This is a genomic window from Rhodococcus pseudokoreensis (assembly GCF_017068395.1).
In the GTDB taxonomy this organism is placed as follows: Bacteria; Actinomycetota; Actinomycetes; order Mycobacteriales; family Mycobacteriaceae; genus Rhodococcus_F; species Rhodococcus_F pseudokoreensis.
In genome coordinates this window covers 2,791,448-2,810,555 of record NZ_CP070619.1, presented here as the reverse complement: position 1 = coordinate 2,810,555, position 19,108 = coordinate 2,791,448, and the positions used below count along the sequence as shown (strand labels likewise).

General features: G+C 70.2%; 10 protein-coding genes. 8 read left to right on the top strand and 2 right to left on the bottom strand.

Going from position 1 to position 19,108, the window contains the following annotated elements; translation table 11 throughout:
- The first annotated feature begins 70 nt into the window (after positions 1-70).
- The 7 genes from JWS13_RS18000 to JWS13_RS17970 all read left to right on the top strand — a co-directional run bounded on the left by JWS13_RS18000 (position 71) and on the right by JWS13_RS17970 (position 15,205).
- Entirely contained in the window at positions 71-9,325 is a 9,255-nt protein-coding gene (locus tag JWS13_RS18000) for a non-ribosomal peptide synthetase (RefSeq protein ID WP_206006842.1), read from the top strand.
- A 35-nt stretch (positions 9,326-9,360) separates the two neighbouring features.
- A complete protein-coding gene (locus JWS13_RS17995) occupies positions 9,361-9,600 on the top strand; it encodes a phosphopantetheine-binding protein (protein WP_206006841.1) in 240 nt (79 codons plus the stop codon).
- Positions 9,597-10,868, top strand: a complete 1,272-nt coding sequence (gene entS, locus JWS13_RS17990; RefSeq protein WP_420855012.1) for an enterobactin transporter EntS — start codon at positions 9,597-9,599, stop codon at positions 10,866-10,868. The genes JWS13_RS17995 and entS overlap by 4 nt, the downstream gene beginning before the upstream one ends.
- A gap of 71 nt (positions 10,869-10,939) precedes the next feature.
- Positions 10,940-11,890: an Lrp/AsnC family transcriptional regulator gene (locus JWS13_RS17985; protein WP_206006840.1), complete on the top strand. Its 951-nt coding sequence runs from the start codon at positions 10,940-10,942 to the stop codon at positions 11,888-11,890.
- A 152-nt stretch (positions 11,891-12,042) separates the two neighbouring features.
- A complete protein-coding gene (locus JWS13_RS17980) occupies positions 12,043-12,312 on the top strand; it encodes a hypothetical protein (protein WP_206006839.1) in 270 nt (89 codons plus the stop codon).
- Complete coding sequence (locus JWS13_RS17975) at positions 12,309-13,781, top strand: sodium:solute symporter family protein (RefSeq protein ID WP_206006838.1); 1,473 nt, start codon at positions 12,309-12,311, stop codon at positions 13,779-13,781. Before JWS13_RS17980 ends, JWS13_RS17975 begins: the two co-directional genes overlap by 4 nt.
- The gene (locus tag JWS13_RS17970) at positions 13,778-15,205 is read left to right on the top strand and encodes an amidase family protein (protein ID WP_206006837.1); all 1,428 of its coding nucleotides are present in this window, start codon (positions 13,778-13,780) and stop codon (positions 15,203-15,205) included. Before JWS13_RS17975 ends, JWS13_RS17970 begins: the two co-directional genes overlap by 4 nt.
- 65 nt (positions 15,206-15,270) lie before the next feature.
- Here JWS13_RS17970 and dctA read toward each other — a convergent pair whose 3' ends face one another.
- Both dctA and JWS13_RS17960 read right to left on the bottom strand, forming a co-directional pair.
- The gene (dctA, locus tag JWS13_RS17965; protein WP_420855011.1) at positions 15,271-16,746 is read right to left on the bottom strand and encodes a C4-dicarboxylate transporter DctA; all 1,476 of its coding nucleotides are present in this window, start codon (positions 16,744-16,746) and stop codon (positions 15,271-15,273) included.
- A 125-nt stretch (positions 16,747-16,871) separates the two neighbouring features.
- The gene (locus JWS13_RS17960; RefSeq protein WP_206006836.1) at positions 16,872-17,966 is read right to left on the bottom strand and encodes a tartrate dehydrogenase; all 1,095 of its coding nucleotides are present in this window, start codon (positions 17,964-17,966) and stop codon (positions 16,872-16,874) included.
- A 191-nt stretch (positions 17,967-18,157) separates the two neighbouring features.
- Between JWS13_RS17960 and JWS13_RS17955 the strand changes: the two genes are divergently transcribed.
- The gene (locus JWS13_RS17955) at positions 18,158-19,093 is read left to right on the top strand and encodes a LysR family transcriptional regulator (protein WP_206006835.1); all 936 of its coding nucleotides are present in this window, start codon (positions 18,158-18,160) and stop codon (positions 19,091-19,093) included.
- Positions 19,094-19,108: the final 15 nt, after the last annotated feature.

Sequence of the window (19,108 nt, the reverse complement as noted above, 5' to 3'; positions counted from 1 at the left end):
GGGGGCCGAACCGTCTCCGATCCACCCCGCCCGTCCGCTCGCGGCGGTCCACCCGAACCGGAAAACTGAGATGACCCGCACTTCTGCGCTCGAAGACATCGTTCCGCTCTCGCCGCTCCAGCAGGGCCTGCTGTTCCTCAGCACGGTCGCCGCACCGGACGACGGGGACGACACGGGCAGTGCGGAACCCGATGTGTACACGGTGCAATCGGTGATCCGGCTGGACGGACCGGTCGACGACGACCGGATGCGGGCGTCCGCGCAGGCCCTCCTCGACCGGCACGCGGTAATGCGCACGTGCTTCCGGCCCCGCAAGGACGGGCGCCACGCGGGACTCGTCGTCCGCGCGGTGGAGGTGCCGTGGCGGACCGTCGACCTCACGGAACACGACCCGGCGGAACAGGAACGGCGGATCGCCGAACTGCTGGCCGACGACCTCCGGACCTGGTTCGATCTCGCCACGCCGCCGCTGGTCCGGTGGCTGCTGGTGCGACTCGCCCCCGACACCGTCCGGCTCCTCTTCACCGCGCACCACATCGTGGTCGACGGCTGGTCCACACCGATCCTGGTGCGGGAACTCCTCGAGATCTACGCGGCGGGCGGCACCGCGAACGGTCTTCCCGCCGTGCGCAAGTACAGCGACTACCTCGCCTGGCTCGGGCGGCAGGACCACGACCGCGCCCGGGCACTGTGGCAGGAAACCCTGGCGGGTCTCGACGAGCCGTGCCTGCTCACCCCGCCGGGCTCGACCCGCGTCACCACCGACTCCCGGGTCCTCGAACTCGACGTCCCCGCCGGCCTCGGCGACTCGCTCGCCGAGGTCGCCCGCACGAGCGGGGTCACCCTCAACACCGTGCTCCAGACCGGCTGGGCGCTGCTGCTGTCCGGGCTGCTCGGCCGCGACGACGTGGTGTTCGGCGCCACCGTCTCCGGACGTCCGCCCGAGTTGGCGGGAGTCGAGTCGATGGTCGGGCTGTTCATCAACACCGTGCCCGTGCGGGTGCGTCTCGACGCCGCCGAAACGGTGCGCGACCTGCTGCAGCGGGTGCAGCAGGGGCAGGCCCGCACCCTCGACCACCAGTACGTCGGGCTCTCGGACATCCAGCGCGACACCGGACTCGGTGAGCTGTTCGACACCCTGACCATCTTCGAGAGCTACCCCGTCGACCGCGACGCCCTCGAACGCGCCCAGCGCGACGGCGGTGTGTCCATCGCCGGTGTCGACGGCCACGACGGCACCAACTACCCGCTCGTCCTCACCGCCGGTGTCGCCGAGACGCTGAAGCTGATCGTCGACTACCGGCCGACGCTGTTCAGCGACGCCGACGCCGAACGGATCGGCGCACGGCTGCTGCACATCCTGGGCACGCTCGCCGCAGGCGGCAACGCACGCGCCGCGTCCGTCGCGGCGCTGACGGCACCCGAGCGCGAACTCGTCCTCGCCGAATGGGCCGTCGCGAAACCCGCGGTCGAATCCGGCTTCCCGACCGTCGCAGACCTGCTGTCCGAGCAGATGTCGCGGACCCCGCACAACCCGGCCGTCGTCTACGGAGACACGTCCCTGACGTTCGCCGAACTGGCGTCCGAATCCGCGCGCCTCGCGCGTCTGCTGATCGCCGCCGGCGTCGGACCCGAATCGCGGGTGGGTCTGGCGCTGCCGCGGTCCGCCGAGACGGTCGTCGCGATCGCCGCCGTCCTCACCGCGGGCGGCGCGTACCTGCCGCTGGACCCGTCGTACCCGGCGGACCGGCTCTCGCACATGGTGTCCGACTCGGCGCCGACCGTCGTGGTGACCACCGGAGCCGTGTCGCCGAAGCTCGCCGCGGTGCTGGACGGGGTGCGCGTCGTGACACTCGACGACCCGGCCGTCGCGGCGGAACTCGCCGCGCTGCCCACGGGCCCCGTGACCGAGTCCGAACGCCGCACCCGGCTGCACACCGACAACGCCGCCTACGTCATCTACACGTCGGGATCGACGGGTCTGCCGAAGGGCGTCACCGTCAGCCACGCCAACCTGCTCGACCTCCACGGCGCGCAGCGTGCGACGACGATGCAGCCGGCCGCGGGCCGCACCGCGGCCGAAGGCCCGTGGCGGGTGCTGCTGACCTACCCGTTCGCGTTCGACTCCTCCGTGGCCGCGCTGACGTGGCTGTTCGAGGGGCACGCCCTCCACATCCTGCCGGAGGAGCGGCGGTCGGACACCGCGTTCGTCGTGGAGTACGTGCGGGCCAACCGCATCGACTACGTGGACAGCGTGCCGGTGCTGATGAATCAGCTTCTCGACGAGGGACTCCTCGACCCGGGGGCATCCCACCGGCCGGCGAAGGTCACGGTGGGCGGCGAGGCGGTCACCCCCGCCCTGTGGGAACGGCTGGCGGGCACCGGCGGTGTCGAGGCCTACAACTTCTACGGTCCCACCGAATGCACCGTCGACGCGGCGTTCGCCCGGATCTCCGGTGGCACCGTGGCCATCGGCGGACCGACGCCCGGTACGTCCGTGTACGTCCTCGACGGGTGGCTGCGCCCGGTCCCGCCCGGCGTCGCCGGTGAGCTCCACGTGGCCGGGGCCGGTGTGGCCCGCGGATATTTGGGACGGCCCGATCTGACGTCGGGACGGTTCGTTCCCGACCCGTTCGGCGCTCCGGGTCAGCGCATGTACCGCACGGGCGACGTGGTGCGGTGGACCGCGGACGGGGCGCTCGAGTACGTGGGCCGCGGCGACGACCAGGTGAAGATCCGCGGATTCCGGGTGGAACTCGGTGACGTGGAAACGGCACTCGCGGCGGTCGCCGGGGTGCGGGACGCCGTGGTGCTCGCGCACACGGACGAGCGGGACGTGCGCCGCCTCGTCGGCTACGTCACCGTCGACGGATCGGCGGCGCCGTCGCCGGCGGCGGTGCGATCCGCCGCCGGGGAACGACTGCCGGACTACATGATTCCCGCGGTCGTGATCGTCCTGGACTCGCTCCCGGTGACCGCGAACGGGAAGGTCGACCGGAAGGCGCTGCCGGAGCCGGACTTCGGTGCGCTGGCCGGGTCGGGCGAGCCGCGTACCGACACCGAGGCCGCCCTGTGCGCGGTGTTCGCCGAGGTACTCGGACTCGACCGGGTCGGCGTCGAGGACGACTTCTTCGCTCTCGGCGGCGATTCCATCGTGTCCATCCAACTGGTGTCGCGGGCGCGCCGCGACGACCTCCGGGTGACGGCGCGGCAGGTCTTCGAGCTGCGGACCGCCGAGCGGCTCGCCGCCGCCGTGGACGCGGAGTCGGGCGCCGCGATCCCGGACACCGTGGAGGTGCCCGCCGAGGGCGACGTGCCGGTGACCCCGATCGTGTGGGAAGCCCTGCGCCAGGGCGGAAATCTGGACCGCTTCGCGCAGGCCCGGTTGCTGCGCGCACCGGCAGGCCTGACCGAACCCGTCCTCACCGGGGCCGTACGGGCGCTTCTCGCGACGCACCCCCTGCTGCGGTCGCGGTTCGCCGTGACGGACGGGACGCCGCAGTGGACGGTGCCGAATTCGGTCGATGAGGGGCCGAATCCGGTACGCCGCGTGGCGGTGCCGGACGCCGATGCGTGGCCGACGCTGTTCGAGGCCGAGCGGGAGCGGGCCTACGCCGCGCTGGACCCGGCGGCCGGGGTGATGCTGCAGGTGGTGTTCTTCGACTTCGGACCCGACCGGCAGGGCCGGGTCTTCGCCGCCGTCCACCACCTGGTGGTCGACGGCGTGTCGTGGCGGATTCTGGTGCCGGACCTCGCGTCGGCGGTCGAGCAGATCGCGGCAGGCCGCCCGGTGGCGCTCGAACCTGCCGGGACCTCGTTCCGCGGCTGGGCGACGGGCCTCGTCGAGGCCGCGGCATCGGACCGGGTCACGGCGGGCTGGCCGGTCTGGGAGGCCGCGGTGAACGCCGCCGAACCCGCGCTGGGACACCGGCCGCTCGACCGCACCCGCGACACCGTCGCATCCGCACGGTCGGTGGAGGTGCACGTCCCCGCGGACGTCACCGCGCAGGTGCTCACCACCGTTCCCGCCGCCTTCCGTGCCGGCGTCAACGACGTTCTGCTCACCGCGCTGGCCGTGGCAGTGGCGTCGGTGCGCGGAGGAACGGTCGTCCGCGTGGACCTCGAGGGGCACGGCCGTGAGGAACAGGTCGTGCCGGGCGCCGACATCTCCCGCACCGTCGGATGGTTCACGTCGCTGTACCCGGTGGCACTCGACCTTTCGTCCCTCGACCCGGCCGACGTCCTCGCGGGCGGTCCGGCCGCCGGACTCGCGCTCCGCCGGGTGAAGGAATCCCTGCGGTCCGTGCCGGACAGTGGCATCGGCTTCGGGTTGCTGTCCCGGCTCAACCCGGAGTACACCGGCCGATTCGACGACTACCGGCCGCCGTCCGTGATGTTCAACTATCTCGGGCGGATGACGCTGGGGGAGAACACCGACGGCGCCTGGTCCGGCGCACCCGAGGCGGATGCGCTCGGCGGGACCGTCGACCCCGGCACCCCCCTCGACCACGTCCTCGACGTCAACGCGATCACCGAGGACACTGCGGACGGTCCCGTTCTCAGCTGCGTGTTCACCGCCGCGGACGCCGTGCTGGACGCCGACGACGCCGCCCGCATCGCCGACGTGTGGGTCGAGGCGCTCACCGCGCTCACCCGGCACGCCACGGACCCGGCCGCGGGCGGTCTGTCCCCGTCCGACCTCACCCACGACACGCTGCCGCTGACCGATCTGGTCGCCCTCGAACACGAGGCCCGCGAGAACGCCGGCGCGGCAGTCGATGACGTCGTCCCCCTCACCCCGCTGCAGCAGGGCATGTTCTTCCTGTCCGGACTCGACACCACCGGTGTGGACGTCTACACGATGCGCACCGTCCTGGACATCGAGGGCGCGCTCGACACCGCGGTGCTGCGCCGGTCCGCGGAGGCACTGGTGGCACGGCACGCCAACCTGCGCACCGGTTTCCGGATCAGCGCGGCCGGAGAACCGATCGGGGTCGTCCTGGACGAGGCGATCCTGCCGTGGCAGGAGACGGACCTGCACCGGCTGCCCGAGGACGACGCCGCCGCGGAGTGGTCGGCCCTGCTCGACGACGACCGGAACCTGCGGTTCGACCCGAACACGGCGCCGCTGCTGCGCTTCACGCTCGTCCGGGTGGGGGAGAGCCGGTACCGGCTGGTGTTCACCGCCCACCACCTCCTGCTCGACGGGTGGTCGACCCCGTTGCTGATCCAGGAACTGATCCAGCTGTACGGCGCGGCGGCCGATCCGTCGGTGCTGAGGCCGGTCCGCCCCTACTCCGACTACCTGACGTGGCTGAAGGCACAGGACACCGAGCGCGGCCTCGCGGTGTGGACGGACGCCCTCGCCGGGGTCGAGGAGCCCACGCTGCTGGCCGCCGCCGGATCCTCGCTCGACCCGCAGATCCCCGGCGAGATCGTTGTTCCCGTGCCCGAGGGGCTGTCCGGTGCTCTGCTCGAACTCAGCCGGAGTCTGGGCATTACCGTCAACACCGCGGTGCAGGCCGCGTGGGGTCTGCTGCTCGGCTCGGTGCTGAACCGTCCCGACGTCGTGTTCGGTGCCATCGTCTCCGGCCGGGTGCCCGACGTGCCCGGCATCGAGACCATGGTCGGGTTGTTCATCAACACGGTGCCGGTGCGTGTCGGCGTCCGCCCGCAGGAGACGGTCGACGAGTTCCTGCGGCGGGTGCAGGGCGAGCAGAACAAGGTGATGGACCACCAGTACGTGGGGTTGTCCGACATCCAGCGCAAGGTCGGCATCGGCGAGATGTTCGACAGCCTCATCGTGTTCGAGAGCTACCCCGTCGACACCGAGGCGCTGGAGGCGGCGCAGCGGGCAGGCGGGATCCGGGTGTCGCACTCGGAAGGGCAGGACGCCACCAACTTCCCGCTCGTCCTCGTCGCGGGGCTCGAAGGCGAACTCGACCTGATGCTGGAGTACCAGCCCGCCCTGTTCACGAACGCCGAGGCCACCGTGCTGGGTGAACGGCTGGTGCGGATCCTCGAACAGCTCGCCGCGGACCGGACGCTGCCGACCGCGCGCATCGACGTGCTGTCGCAGTCCGAGCGCGCGCAGGTGCTCGGAGAGTGGGCGGTCACGGAACCCGCGGCAACGTCCGGGTTCTCGACCGTCGCGGAGTTGTTCGCCGCGCAGGCCGACCGCACTCCCGGCACGACAGCCGTGGTCTGCGGCGACGCCACGCTGACGTTCGCGGAACTCGGCGCGCGGGCAGCGCGACTCGCGCGACTTCTGATCGACGCGGGCGTCGGCCCGGAGTCGAAGGTGGGCCTCGCGCTGCCGCGGACCACCGACATGGTCGTGGCCATCTTCGCGGTCGTCTCCGCGGGCGGCGCGTACGTGCCGATGGATCCCGGGTACCCGGCGGATCGGCTCGCGCACATGGTGTCGGATGCGCGGCCCACCGTGGTGGTGAGCACGGCGACCGTCGCCGGGGAACTCGGCGGGATCCTGTCGGGTTCCGGGGCGAGCCTGCTGGTGCTGGACGACCCGGCCGTGCAGGGGCGCCTCGCGGCACTGCCGGGCACACCTGTCACCGACACCGACCGACGGTCCCCGCTGCGCGGCGCCAACACCGTGTACGTGATCTACACGTCCGGGTCCACCGGCGTCCCGAAGGGCGTGTCGATCACGCATGCGAACCTGCTCAACCTCTTCCACAGCCACCGGGAGTCCCTGTACGTGCCGACGGCGGCCGCGGCCGGTCGCGACAGCATCGGCGTCGGGCACGCGTGGTCGTTCAGCTTCGATGCGTCCTGGCAGCCGACGCTGTGGCTGCTCGACGGCCACACCGTGCACGTGTTCGACGAGGAAACGATGCGTGACCCGGACCTGATGGTCCGGCAGACGATGGAGCACCGCCTCGACTTCCTCGAGGTGACCCCGTCGTTCCTCGACCGGATGGTCGCCGCCGGACTGTACGAGCACGAACACGTTCCGGCCACCGTCGGTTTCGGCGGCGAAGCGGTCAACCCGGCGCTCTGGCGGACACTGCGCGACGTCGCGGACGGCCGGGCGTTCAACCTGTACGGGCCCACCGAGTGCACCGTCGACGCGCTGATCGCGAAGGCCGCCGACGCCGAGGAGCCGCTGCTCGGGCGGGCCGTCCACGGTGGCACCGCCTACGTTCTGGATCGGCTGCTGCGACCGGTGCCCGCCGGTGTCGCCGGTGAGTTGTACCTCGCGGGTGACGGTGTGGCCCGCGGCTACCTGGGCAGACCGGACCTCACATCGGGTCGCTTCGTGCCCGACCCGTTCGGCGCCGCGGGGGAGCGCATGTACCGCACCGGTGACGTGGTGCGGTGGACCCCGACGGGTCTCGGTCTCGAATACGTTGGGCGCGCCGACGATCAGGTGAAGATCCGCGGGTTCCGCGTCGAACTCGGCGAGGTGGAATCGGCGCTCGCCGCGGTGGCGGGTGTCCGCGACGCAATTGCGATCGCGCACACCGACGATCGGGGTGTGCGCCGCCTCGTCGGCTACGTCACCGTCGACGGCGCGCTCGACCCGGCCGTGGTGCGGTCGGTGGTCGCGGAACGTCTGCCCGACTACATGGTGCCGGCGGCGGTCGTCGTGGTGGGGGCGTTCCCCGTCACCGCCAACGGCAAGGTCGATCGGAAGGCGCTGCCCGAACCGGACTTCGGCGCCCTCGTCGGGTCGGGTGAGCCGCGGAACGACACGGAGGCGACGCTGTGCACGGTGTTCGCGGACGTGCTCGGGCTCGAGCGGGTGGGTGTCGAGGACGACTTCTTCGCTCTCGGTGGTGATTCCATCGTGTCGATTCAGCTGGTGTCCCGGCTGCGGTCCGCGGGCCTGCAGGTCAGCGCCCGGCAGGTGTTCGAACTCCGCACCGCCGGGGGGCTCGGCGCGCTCGCCGGCATCGCGGACGTGCCGGGGACGACCGTCGGAGCCACCGAGGCGGACGCCGTCGGCGACGTCCCGCTCACCCCGATCGTGTGGGAGCCTCTCGAATGGGGCGGCGACCTCAGCCGCTTCTCGCAGGCACGGCTGCTGGTGGCACCGCTCGGACTGGACGTTCCGGTGCTGGAACGGGCCGTCGAGGGTCTGCTCGGGACGCATCACCTGCTGCGGTCGCGGTTCGTGGTCACCGGCGGCGAACCGGACTGGGCGGTGCCGGAGACGGTCGGTGCGGTCGCACCGCTCGTGCGGCGCGTCGACGCCTCCGCGCTGCCCGCGGACGGGTGGCGGGCCCTGTTCTCCGCCGAACGCGAGCGGGCGTACTCCGCGCTGGACCCGGCGACCGGGGTGATGCTGCAGGTGGTGTTCTTCGACTTCGGTCCCGGCACGCGCGGACGCGTCTTCGTGGCCGTGCACCACCTGGTGGTCGACGGCGTGTCGTGGCGGATCCTGGTGCCGGACCTCGCTCTCGCCGTCTCGCAGGTCACCGCGGGGGAACAGGTGTCGCTGGACTCGGCGGGAACGTCGTTCCGGGCCTGGGCCGCCGGGCTCGCGGCGGCCGCGACCAGCGAGCGGATCACCGCGGGATGGTCGCACTGGCAGAGCGCGGTCGAGACGGACGAACCGCAACTCGGCGTCCGCCCGCTCGACCCGGCCCTGGACACGGTGTCGTCCACCTGCTCGATCTCCGTCCGCGTGCCGGCGGACGTCACGGAACGCGTGCTCGCGGCGGGAGCCGTCAACGACGTCCTGCTCGCGGCGCTCGCCCTGGCGGTGGCGTCCGAGCGCGGCGGCGACGTCGTCCGTGTCGACCTGGAGGGCCACGGCCGCGAGGAGCAGGTGGTGCCGGGCGCCGACATCGCCCGCACCGTCGGCTGGTTCACGTCGATGTTCCCGGTCGCACTCGACCTCGGCGGGATCGACGTCGCCGACGCGATCGCCGGGGGACCCGCGGCCGCGGTCGCGCTCGACCAGGTGTCCCGGTCGCTGCAGTCCGTGCCGGACAACGGAATCGGCTTCGGTCTGCTCCGCCGCCTCAACCCGGAGTTCGCCGACCGCTTCGACGGGTACCGGGCGCCGGCGGTGGTCTTCAACTACCTGGGCCGGATGACGCTCGGCGAGTCCGCCGGTTCGGCGTGGTCGGGGGCGCCGGAAGGTGTGGCGCTCGGTGGCTCGGTCGACCCCGCCACCCCCCTCGACCACGTCCTGCAGGTGGACGCGATCACCGAGGACACCGCGGACGGCCCCGTGCTGGACTGCGAATTCGCCGCAGCGGACGGCGTTCTCACCGCCGAATCCACCCGGATCCTCGCGGACCGGTGGGTGCAGGCCGTGACCGCACTGGTCGCGGTCTCGTCGGAAACGAAGTAAACGAAATCAATCGGATAGTCCACAAGGGAGATGGCATGACCGACAACAACGGAACGCTCGACCGGGCACAGATCTTCGCCGACACGGCGCGCATCCTCGACGTCGAATCGGACGAACTGCTGGCCGACGTGAGCCTGGTCGATCAGGGACTCGACTCGGTGCGGCTGATGGCGCTCGTCGAGGAATGGCGCAACGCCGGAGCGGACGTCGACTTCGTGACGCTGGCCAGCACACCGGTTCTCGACAACTGGGTCGACGAGCTCGTGGCGAAGTGAATCGGGGCTCGATCCTCGTGCGGATCCTCGACAAACTGGTCATCGACATCGACCCGCTGCGGACGAGCCGCGAGTTCCGGTACATCTTCGTCGCGCGGGTGGTGTCGATCTTCGGGCTCGGCTTCCTCGTCGTGGCGATCCCCCTGCAGATGTACGACCTCACCGGCTCCACCGCGCACGTGGCGGCCGTCGCAACGGTGCTGGGCCTCACCACGTTCGGTGCCACGTTCGTCGGCGGCGCACTCGCCGACCGGTGTGATCGCCGACGGGTCATCGCGATCGCCCGCGGCACGGCCGGGGTGTTCTTCGCGGTGCTGGCCGTCAACAGTTTCCTTCCCGAACCGCAGGTGTGGGTGATCTACCTGTGCGCCGTGGTGGACGGGGCGTGCGGCGGCATCTCGGCGACGGCGCTGATGGCCGTGACCCCCAGCCTCATTCCGCGGGACAAGCTGGCCGCGGCGGGGGCGTTGATGGCCTTGACCGCGGACCTCGGATCGATGATCGGTCCCGCGCTCGGCGGTGTGGTGATCGCACTCGGCGGGGTCGGCGCCAACTACACGCTGGCCGCGATCACGACGGCGATCACGACGTTCTGCATCACCCGGCTACCCTCGCTGCCGCCGCCCAACGAGGTGTCCGAGTCGCCGTTGCGCTCGGTGGCCGGGGGATTCCGGTTCGCGATCGGCGACCGGGTGATCGGCGGACTGCTGCTCGCCGGTTTCGTGTCGATGCTGCTCGCCGGCTGGGCGGTCCTCATTCCCGAATACGCCGCCGAGGTGCTCGGAGTCGGACCCGCGGCGATGGGCCTGCTGTACGCGGCGCCCGCGATCGGCGCCGTCGTCGGTTCCCTCACCAGCGGCTGGACGGGCACGGTGCGACGCTCCGGTCTCGCCGTGTTCCTCGCGATGCTGATCTCCGCGGCCGGACTGGTCGGGGCAGGCGCGGTCGGGTCGGTGATCGTCGCCGTGGCCGGACTGCTCGCGCACGGTTTCGGGGAGGCGGTGGCCGACATCCTCCGCTTCGCGACGGTCCAGAAGTACACGCCGGACGAGTACCACGGGCGGATCGCCGGGGTGTGGACCGCGCAGGTCACCGCCGGTGCGTCGGTCGGCGCGTTCGTCGCGGGCGTCGTCGCGGCCGTGGTCCCGGTACACCTGGCGCTGACCGTCTACGGCGCCACCGGGCTGGTGGCGACGGTGCTGCTCTGGGCGATTCTGCCGGCCCTGCGCCGACTGGACGAGAGCCGGACGCCGGCGCCCGTGGCCTAACATCGCATGCACACGTGGCGTCGTCGAGGACGCCGTCCGTGACGCAAAGGCATGGAGGGCAGGGTTCTGCAATGACCGAACGCAGGTTCTCGCTCGATCAGCGGATCGTCGCTGCCCTCCAGGTCGACGGGCGGTGCTCGTGGAGCCGGATCGCCCAGGCGCTCGGCGAACCCGAGCGGAACGTCACCCGGCACGGCATCGCGCTCCTCGAGTCCAGCCGGGTGGCCGTCACCGCCGTCGCGAACAGCGGCGGCACCGCGATCGTCCGCCTCCAGTGCTCCCCGGGAACGGTGCGGGTGGCGGCGAGCGCCCTCGCCCAGCGCAGCGACTGCATCTTCGTGTACATCCTCACCGGCACCGCCGACTGCGTGGCCGAGATCCACGTGTCCCGGGACCGCCTCCCGAAACTCGTCATGGACGAACTGCCCGCGACGATGGGCGTCGTCCGGAGCTGGACGGACCCCGTGCTGCGGTACTTCCGCACGGTCCGCGAATGGGAGGCCGGGGTGCTGACCCTGGCCGAGAAGGAAGGGATCGGCGGGGTCGCGCCTCCGGCGTCGTTCCTCACCGACCTGGAGCGCGGCACCCGGGATCCCGTCGACCGCACCATCATCCGCGAACTCACGCAGAACGGGCGGGTGGGCACCACCGCCCTCGCCCGGACCGCCGGGGTGTCCGAGGCGACGGCCCGCCGGCGCGTCCAGTCACTGCTCACCGAGGGCGCGATCAGTCTCCGGGTGGTGGTGGATCCCGCGCTGTTCGGGCTGCGGGCCGAGGCGATGCTGTTCATCAAGACGCAGCGCAACCGGATCGAACCGCTGGTGCGGGGGATGCTCGAAATGCCCTACGTGCGGTACGCCGCGGGCACGGCGGGCGAGTACCAGGTGGTCGCGAACATCGCCGCACCCGACGAGTCGGTGCTCTACGACTACATCACCACCGCCCCGTGGGTGGCGGACGCACTGGCGCTGGAAACCAACATGGTGGTGCAGGCGGTCAAGCGCAGCGGCCGGGTGATGTGACGGATTTCGACATCGGACTGCCCCTCCGACGCGTCTGATTGCGATCTCCGACAGCCGGGTGGCCGATTTCGCCGAACCTCCCTCAGCGGTTGAGTGCTGTGATCCGCACCACGCATGCTTCCTCTACTCCCCTGGATGGAAGAAGGAACAGCATGCAACGAGAAGCCCTTCTCGGGGCGATCGAGGATTCGCCGCAGCGCCGCTGGCTGCTGCTCGTCCCGGTCGCCCCGGTGCTCGCACTCGTCACCGCCGTGTGGCTGCCGTTTGTGAACACGGCCGAGCTGTGGCTGGGCATGCCCCGGCTGCTCGTCTGGTGCTCGGCGTGGGTGCTCCTGCTGCTGCCCGCGCTGGCGGCGGTGGAGTTCGGCCTCGTCCGGCCGTTCGAGGACGGCCTCCGCGTCGAGGAAGCGAGCCTCCGATGACGAACTCGGCTCTGTGGATCACCCTGGCAGGCATGATCGGTCTCGCCGTGATCGCCGTCGGCGGACACCGGAAACGCGCTCAGAGCCTGAGCGAGTGGACGGTCGGCAAACGGAACTTCGGTGTGGTCACCAGTTTCTTCCTGCAGGCCGGTGAATCGTTCACCACGTTCACCTTCCTCGGCGTCGCCGGAATCGCGTTCACCGCGGGCATCGGCGCCACCTACGCCATCCCGTACATCCCGCTCGGCTACGTGGCCCTGTACTTCATCGGACCGCGGATCTGGAAGCTCAGCAAGGATCGCGGCTACATCACCCAGGCCGACTTCTTCGCCGACCGCTACCGCAGTCCGCTCCTGGGCCGGTTGGTCGCGTTGTGCGGCATCATCTTCCTGCTGCCGTACCTGCAGTTGCAGATCACCGGCCTCGGCCTCATCGTCCGGCTCGTCACGGGCAGCGCGAGTTCGGGCACCCTCAGCATGATCGTCGCGACCGTCCTCGTCGTCGGGTTCGTGCTGTGGGCAGGCATCCACGGCCTGGCGCGCACCGCCTACGTCAAGGACGTCCTGATCCTGCTCGCCGTCGTGGTGCTGTCCATCGTGATCCCGCTGCACTTCGCCGGCGGCATCGGCGACGTGTTCGGCCAGATCGCGCAGACCCACAGCGAGATGCTGACCGTGAACCCCGGCGACTACGACAAGGTCTGGTGGACCACCAGCCTGCTGATCTCCGCGATCGGCTGCGGCTTCCTCACCACCCCGCACCTGTGGCCGCCGCTGCTCGCCGCGAAGAACGGCCGAGTAATCCGATCCAACAACACTTTTCTGCCGATGTACCAGGTGGTCATGATCCTCCCGATCATGCTGGGTTTCGTCGGGATCCTCGCACTGAACCCGAACACCAGCAGCAACGCCGTCCTGCTCACGCTGGCCGGGGGAGCGCTGCCGAACTGGGCGCTCGGCCTGATCGCGATCGCCGCCGCGTCCGCCGCGATGCTGCCCGCCGGCGCCATCTGCATCGGCATCTCCACCCTGGCCTCGCACAACCTGGTGAAGATCGAGAGCGAGCGCACGAAGCTCCGGTTCAACCACCTCGTCGTGATCGCCGCTGCCACCGTGGCCCTGGTGCTCGGCCTGACCCGCCCCGACCTGCTGGCCAACCTGCTGCTCCTCACGTTCGGCGGTCTCAGCCAACTCGCCCCCGGCCTGGCGCTCGCCCTGCCCGAGAAGCCGGTGCTCGCCAAGCAATCCGTGTTCGCCGGTCTGCTCGTGGGCATGCTCACCGTCATCGTGATGACCGTCTTCGACCTGAACCTCGCCAACATCGACGCGGGCATCTGCGGCCTGGTCCTCAACCTCGCGGTGATCGCCGCGGTCGAGACCGTGGTGCGCGTCGCCCGTCCCCGCACCCCGACCCCCGCGCCGTCGGAAAACCGTCCGGCCGCCGCCCCGATCCTGGAGACCTCGAAATGACCATCGACCACTACTCGACCGCGCGTGAGATGCTCACCGCACTCCGCAGCAAGGACATCTCGGCCCGCGAGCTGCTCGCCCTGCACACGGACCGGATCGCACACGTGAACCCGACGGTCAACGCGCTCGTCAGCCTCGACCTGGACCGCGCGCACGCCACCGCCGCCGCCGCCGACGAGCAGACGGCCGCCGGCGACCGGGTGGGTCCGCTGCACGGTCTTCCGTTCGCGTTCAAGGACACTCACGACGTCGCCGGTTTCCCGACAATCGCCGGCTCGCCGCTGCTCGTCGGCAACGTGCCCGAGACCAGTGAGCTGATCGCCGAACGCGTCACCACGGCCGGCGCCGTCACGATCGGCAAGACCAACGTTCCCGAGTTCGCCGCCGGATCGCACACGTTCAACCCCGTCTTCGGGACCACCACCAACCCGTACGACCCCACCAGGAGTGCGGGCGGGTCGAGCGGCGGCGCCGCAGCCGCACTGGGCGCGGGACTGATTCCGCTCGCCGACGGCAGCGACATGGGCGGCTCGCTGCGCAACCCGGCGTCGTTCTGCAACGTCGTCGGACTGCGCCCCACACCCGGCCGCGTGCCGTGCTGGCCCAACAGCGCGCCCTGGGATGCACTGGTGACGCAGGGGCCGATGGCCCGCAACGTCGACGACCTGGAACTGCTGCTGTCGGTGATCTCCGGGCCCGACGCGCGGATCCGCAGTTCGCTCAGCGCGGATGCGCTCGCGCCCAGGCTCGGTGTCGCCGGCCTGCAGGGTCTGCGTGTCGCGGTGTCCGCGGATCTGAACGGCCTCTTCCCACTGGACGCGCCGGTCCGCGAGATCCACGACCGCCAGTCGTCGATCTTCGCCGCCGCGGGTGCGGTGGTGGCCGAGGACGCACCGTCGATTCCCGACGCCGAGTGGGTGTTCCGCACCCTGCGGGCGTGGCGGTTCAAGATCGACCTCGGAGCGCAGGCGGATGCCACCCCCGACATGTTGAAGCCGTCGCTGCTCGACAACATCCGGCAGGCCGACCGGCTCTCCGCCGACGACATCGCGAAAGCCATGGTGGCGCAGGCGGAGATCCAGGCTCGCGCCGTCGAATTCTTCTCCCGCCACGACGTTCTGGTGATGCCCGTGTCCCAGGTGCTGCCGTTCGACGCCGAACTCGAGTACCCGGCAGCGGTGGACGGCCGCCGCTGCGACGACTACCTCGACTGGATGACGTCGGCGCTGACCGTGACGGTGCTGGGGTGCCCTGCGATCTCCGTGCCCGCCGGGTTCAGTGCCGAGGGCCTGCCGGTCGGCGTGCAGATCGTCGCCGCCCCGGGCAACGACCTGTTCCTGCTCGACGTGGCCCGGGCCTACGAGCAGCTCAACCCGGTCGGCGCCGTTCGCCCGCACCTGCTCGACGGGGCCACGCGGGTCTGACTCGGGGGCGCCGGCGGCGGTGACCGGCCGGGGGGCTCCGGTCACCGCCGCGCGGCGTGGGAAGGTCATCGCCGCGTGGTGTGCGCGGGGTCGAGGCGCTCGTGGTCGATGCGGACCGCGTCCGGATCACCGTGGCCGGGGTGCCTGTCGCGTGGTTCCTGCTCCAGCACCTCCAGGTCGAAGTCGTTCTCGACCTCGCCCTCGGATGCGGGAAGGACCTCGCCGGCGAAGACACGGCGGGCGCGGTCGACGTCGAGTTCGTGGTTCCATTTGGCGACGAACAGGGTGGCGACCGCGTTGCCGACGAAGTTCACCAGCGCGCGGCATTCGGACATGAACTTGTCGATGCCGAAGATGAGCATGATGCCGGCCGCGGGGATGGTGCCGAGTGTGCTCAACGTGGCTGTCAGGGCGATGAATCCGCCGCCGGCGACACCCGCGGCGCCCTTCGAGGTCAACAGCATGACCCCGAGCAGGCCGAGTTGCTGAGGGATCGACAGGTCGGTGTTGGTGGCCTGCGCGATGTACAGCGCGGCGAGGGAGAGGTAGATGGCGGCGCCGTCGAGGTTGAAGCTGTAGCCGGTGGGCACGACGAGACCGACCGTGGGCTTCTTCACTCCGGCGTACTCCAGTTTGCGCATCAGACCGGGCAGCGCGGGCTCGGCGGTGGACGTGCCGAGGATGAGCAGGAGTTCTTCCTTGAAGAAGCCGAGCATGCGGAAGATGTTGAGCCGCAGGTACGCCATGACCGAGCCGAGGACCACGACGACGAAGAACGCGGAGGTGGCGTAGAACAGCAGGATCAGGCTGCCGAGGCTGGTGAGGGTGGAGACACCGTACTTGCCGATGGCGAACGCCATGGCGCCGAACGCACCGAGCGGTGCGAGTTTCATGATGAAACTGAGGACCTTGAACACCACTGCGGTGAGCCGTTCGACGGCGTCCCGGATCGGTGCGGCGATCTGCCCGACGGCATTGATGGCCACACCGAAGATGACCGCGAGGAAGATGACCTGCAGGATGTCACCCTCGACGAACGGACCGAACACGCTGTCCGGGACCAGGTGGGTGATGAACTCCCACCACTCCTTCTCCTCACCGGCCTGGATGAGTTTGCTTGCGGATTCCGTGGTTTCGAGGGAGGACGCGTCGGCATTCACCCCGTCCCCGAGGCGGAAGAGGTTGATCGCGACGAGCCCGGTCAGCAGCGCGAGGATCGTTCCGACCTGGAAGTAGGTCAGCGCCTTGATTCCGGTCAGCCCGACCTTCTTCAGGTCCGCGACACTCGCGATGCCGCCGACGATCGTCAGGAACACGATCGGGCAGATCAGCATCTTCATCGCGGTGATGAAGGTGGTGCCGATCGGCTCCATCGCCTCGCCGGTGTCGGGCCAGAGCCACCCGACCAGGATGCCGAGCACGATCGCGATCAGGACCCAGAAATACAGTTGCCTGTACCAGGGTTTCTTCACCGTCGCCGCCTTCGCGGCGGGGTCCGCGGTCACCTGTGGGTAACTCGCTGCGCTGCTGAGTGTTTCCATGACATTCACCTCGGGTGAGAGTGTTCAGGTATGAAGACGGGGCGGCCGAGAGTTACCGACCGTTCGAGCAGTGACGGCCCGACCCGGCAGATCGTGCCGAGTCGGGCCGGCGGTGTGTGGGTCGGTCAGGCAGGGGTCAGTGCGGTCTGCAGGGCGTGCACGATGGCTTCGGTGACAGCCGCGGTGTCCGAGGTGCCGCCGATGTCGCGGGTCAGTGCGCCGCTCGCGGTGGCGGCCTCGATGGCGGCTTCGACGCGGCGGGCCTCGTCGTGCAGTCCGAAGTGGTCGAGCATGAGGGCGGCGCTGGCGATCGCGCCGATCGGGTTGCTGATGCCCTTGCCCGCGATGTCGGGGGCGGAACCGTGGACGGGTTCGAACATGCTCGGGAAGCGCCGCTCCGGGTTGAGGTTCGCGCTCGCCGCGACCCCGAGGCTTCCCGCCAGCGCGGAACCGAGGTCGGAGAGGATGTCGGCGTTGAGGTTCGACGCCACCACCACGGACAGATCCTCCGGGTGCAGGATGAACTTCGCGCTCATCGCGTCGACGAGGACGCTTTCGGTCGCGACGTCCGGGTAGTCGAGGGAAACGCGCTTGAAGACGTCGTCCCACAGGACCATGCCGTACTGCTGGGCGTTGGACTTGGTGACGCTGGAAACCTTCTTCACCGTGCGGGTGCGGGCCAGGTCGAACGCGAAGCGCATGATGCGCTCGCATCCCTTCTCGGTGAACAGCGCGGTCTGCAGGGCGACCTCGTTGCCCGGTCCGCGGCCGCTGAGGTTACGTCCGCCGAGGCCGGCGTACTCGCCTTCGCTGTTCTCCCGGACGACGACCCAGTCGAGTTCGGTGTCGTCCGCCTTGCGCAGCGGCGACTGCACGCCGGGGAGGAATTTCACCGGTCGCACGTTCGCCCACTGGTCGAAGTTCTGGGTGATGTTGAGCCGCAGCCCCCAGAGGCTGATGTGGTCGGGGACGTTCTCCCAGCCGACCGCACCGAAGTAGATGGCGTCGAAGGCCTTCAGGGTGTCGAGGCCGTCGTCGGCCATCATCTTCCCGGTCTGCTCGTAGTACCCGCAGCCCCACGGGAATTCTTCCCACTCGAAGGCGAAACGCCCACCGGATTGTTCTGCGAGGACGTCGAGCACGCGCCGTCCGGCAGCGACGACCTCCGTGCCGACGCCGTCGGCGGGGATCGATGCAATCTTGAACGTCTGCGGTGCCATGTCAGTGCCTCCATCGTGTTGTGCTCGTCACATTGTGTGATGCATCCATTAACCCGTCACACTCGCGTGGCGTCCATGACCAAGAAGTGATTCGCCTTATAGGTTTCACCTAATCGAGGGGTGTTTCCGCAGGTAGAGTGAGTGCCCCGGGCAGTGGTCCGGCGCGAGGTGAACGAAAACGAGGTGAGCCGATGGACGCACGGCAGTTGCGGTACTTCCTGGCGGTGGTCGATCAGGGTGGCATCAACCGGGCGGCGGAAACACTGCTGATCGCGCAGCCCTCGCTGTCGCAGTCGATATCCGCGCTCGAACGGGAACTCGGGGTGCCGCTGTTCCACCGCGTCGGGCGCAGGCTGGTACTCAGCGACGCCGGCGAAACACTCGTCGGCCCGGCCCGGGTGGTGCTGCGCGACCTCGAGGACGCGAAGGCGTCCGTCGATGCGCTGAAAGGGCTGCGCGCCGGCCGCGTCGACCTGATCACGATGCCGTCACCCGGGATCGAACCCCTCACCACGATCCTCACCAGTTTCAGCCGCACCTATCCGTCCGTCACCGTCAACGCCGAGGCGGCGTTCACACCCGAGGAGGTTCTGCACGCCGTCCGCACCGGCGTCTGCGAGGTCGGGATCCTCGGTTCCCCCGCCGCGGTGCGGGCCCCCGAACTCGACGTCGTCGCTTTGGAAAGCCAGCCGCTGATCCTCCTCTCCGGTCCGGGCGCCGAAACGCCGGAGCGCCCGGAGATTCGGAGATCGGAACTGTCCGGATTCCGGTTGATCGTGTCGCAGCGGGGGTCGTTGATGCGGACCCTCGTCGACGAGGTGCTCGCCAGCGGCGTCGCGGCCACCATCGTCGCCGAGGTCGCGCACCGCACGTCGATCCTGCCGATGGTGCTCAGCGGATTCGGCCAGGCCGTCATGCCGTCGTCCTGGGCGCCGTCGGCTCGGCAGGCCGGCGCCACCGTGCACCGCATCGTCCCCGAGTCCTACCTCCACGTCGCCGCCGTCTGCCGGCAGACCCACCTCACGCCACCCGCGCGGACGCTCATGGACGAGGCGCGCAAGTACGCGGCGCGAACACCCTCTGCGTGGGAAGTGCCCGCGGCGGAGCACACCGGTGATGGATACTGAACGGGGACGCCCGGA

What these genes read in the sequence shown, in the direction of transcription:
- JWS13_RS18000 (WP_206006842.1), top strand. Translation starts at nt 71, where the DNA reads ATGACCCGCACTTCTGCGCTCGAAGACATCGTTCCGCTCTCGCCGCTC.
- JWS13_RS17995 (WP_206006841.1), top strand. Translation starts at nt 9,361, where the DNA reads ATGACCGACAACAACGGAACGCTCGACCGGGCACAGATCTTCGCCGAC.
- JWS13_RS17985 (WP_206006840.1), top strand. Translation starts at nt 10,940, where the DNA reads ATGACCGAACGCAGGTTCTCGCTCGATCAGCGGATCGTCGCTGCCCTC.
- JWS13_RS17980 (WP_206006839.1), top strand. Translation starts at nt 12,043, where the DNA reads ATGCAACGAGAAGCCCTTCTCGGGGCGATCGAGGATTCGCCGCAGCGC.
- JWS13_RS17975 (WP_206006838.1), top strand. Translation starts at nt 12,309, where the DNA reads ATGACGAACTCGGCTCTGTGGATCACCCTGGCAGGCATGATCGGTCTC.
- JWS13_RS17970 (WP_206006837.1), top strand. Translation starts at nt 13,778, where the DNA reads ATGACCATCGACCACTACTCGACCGCGCGTGAGATGCTCACCGCACTC.
- dctA (WP_420855011.1), bottom strand. Translation starts at nt 16,746, where the DNA reads ATGGAAACACTCAGCAGCGCAGCGAGTTACCCACAGGTGACCGCGGAC.
- JWS13_RS17960 (WP_206006836.1), bottom strand. Translation starts at nt 17,966, where the DNA reads ATGGCACCGCAGACGTTCAAGATTGCATCGATCCCCGCCGACGGCGTC.
- JWS13_RS17955 (WP_206006835.1), top strand. Translation starts at nt 18,158, where the DNA reads ATGGACGCACGGCAGTTGCGGTACTTCCTGGCGGTGGTCGATCAGGGT.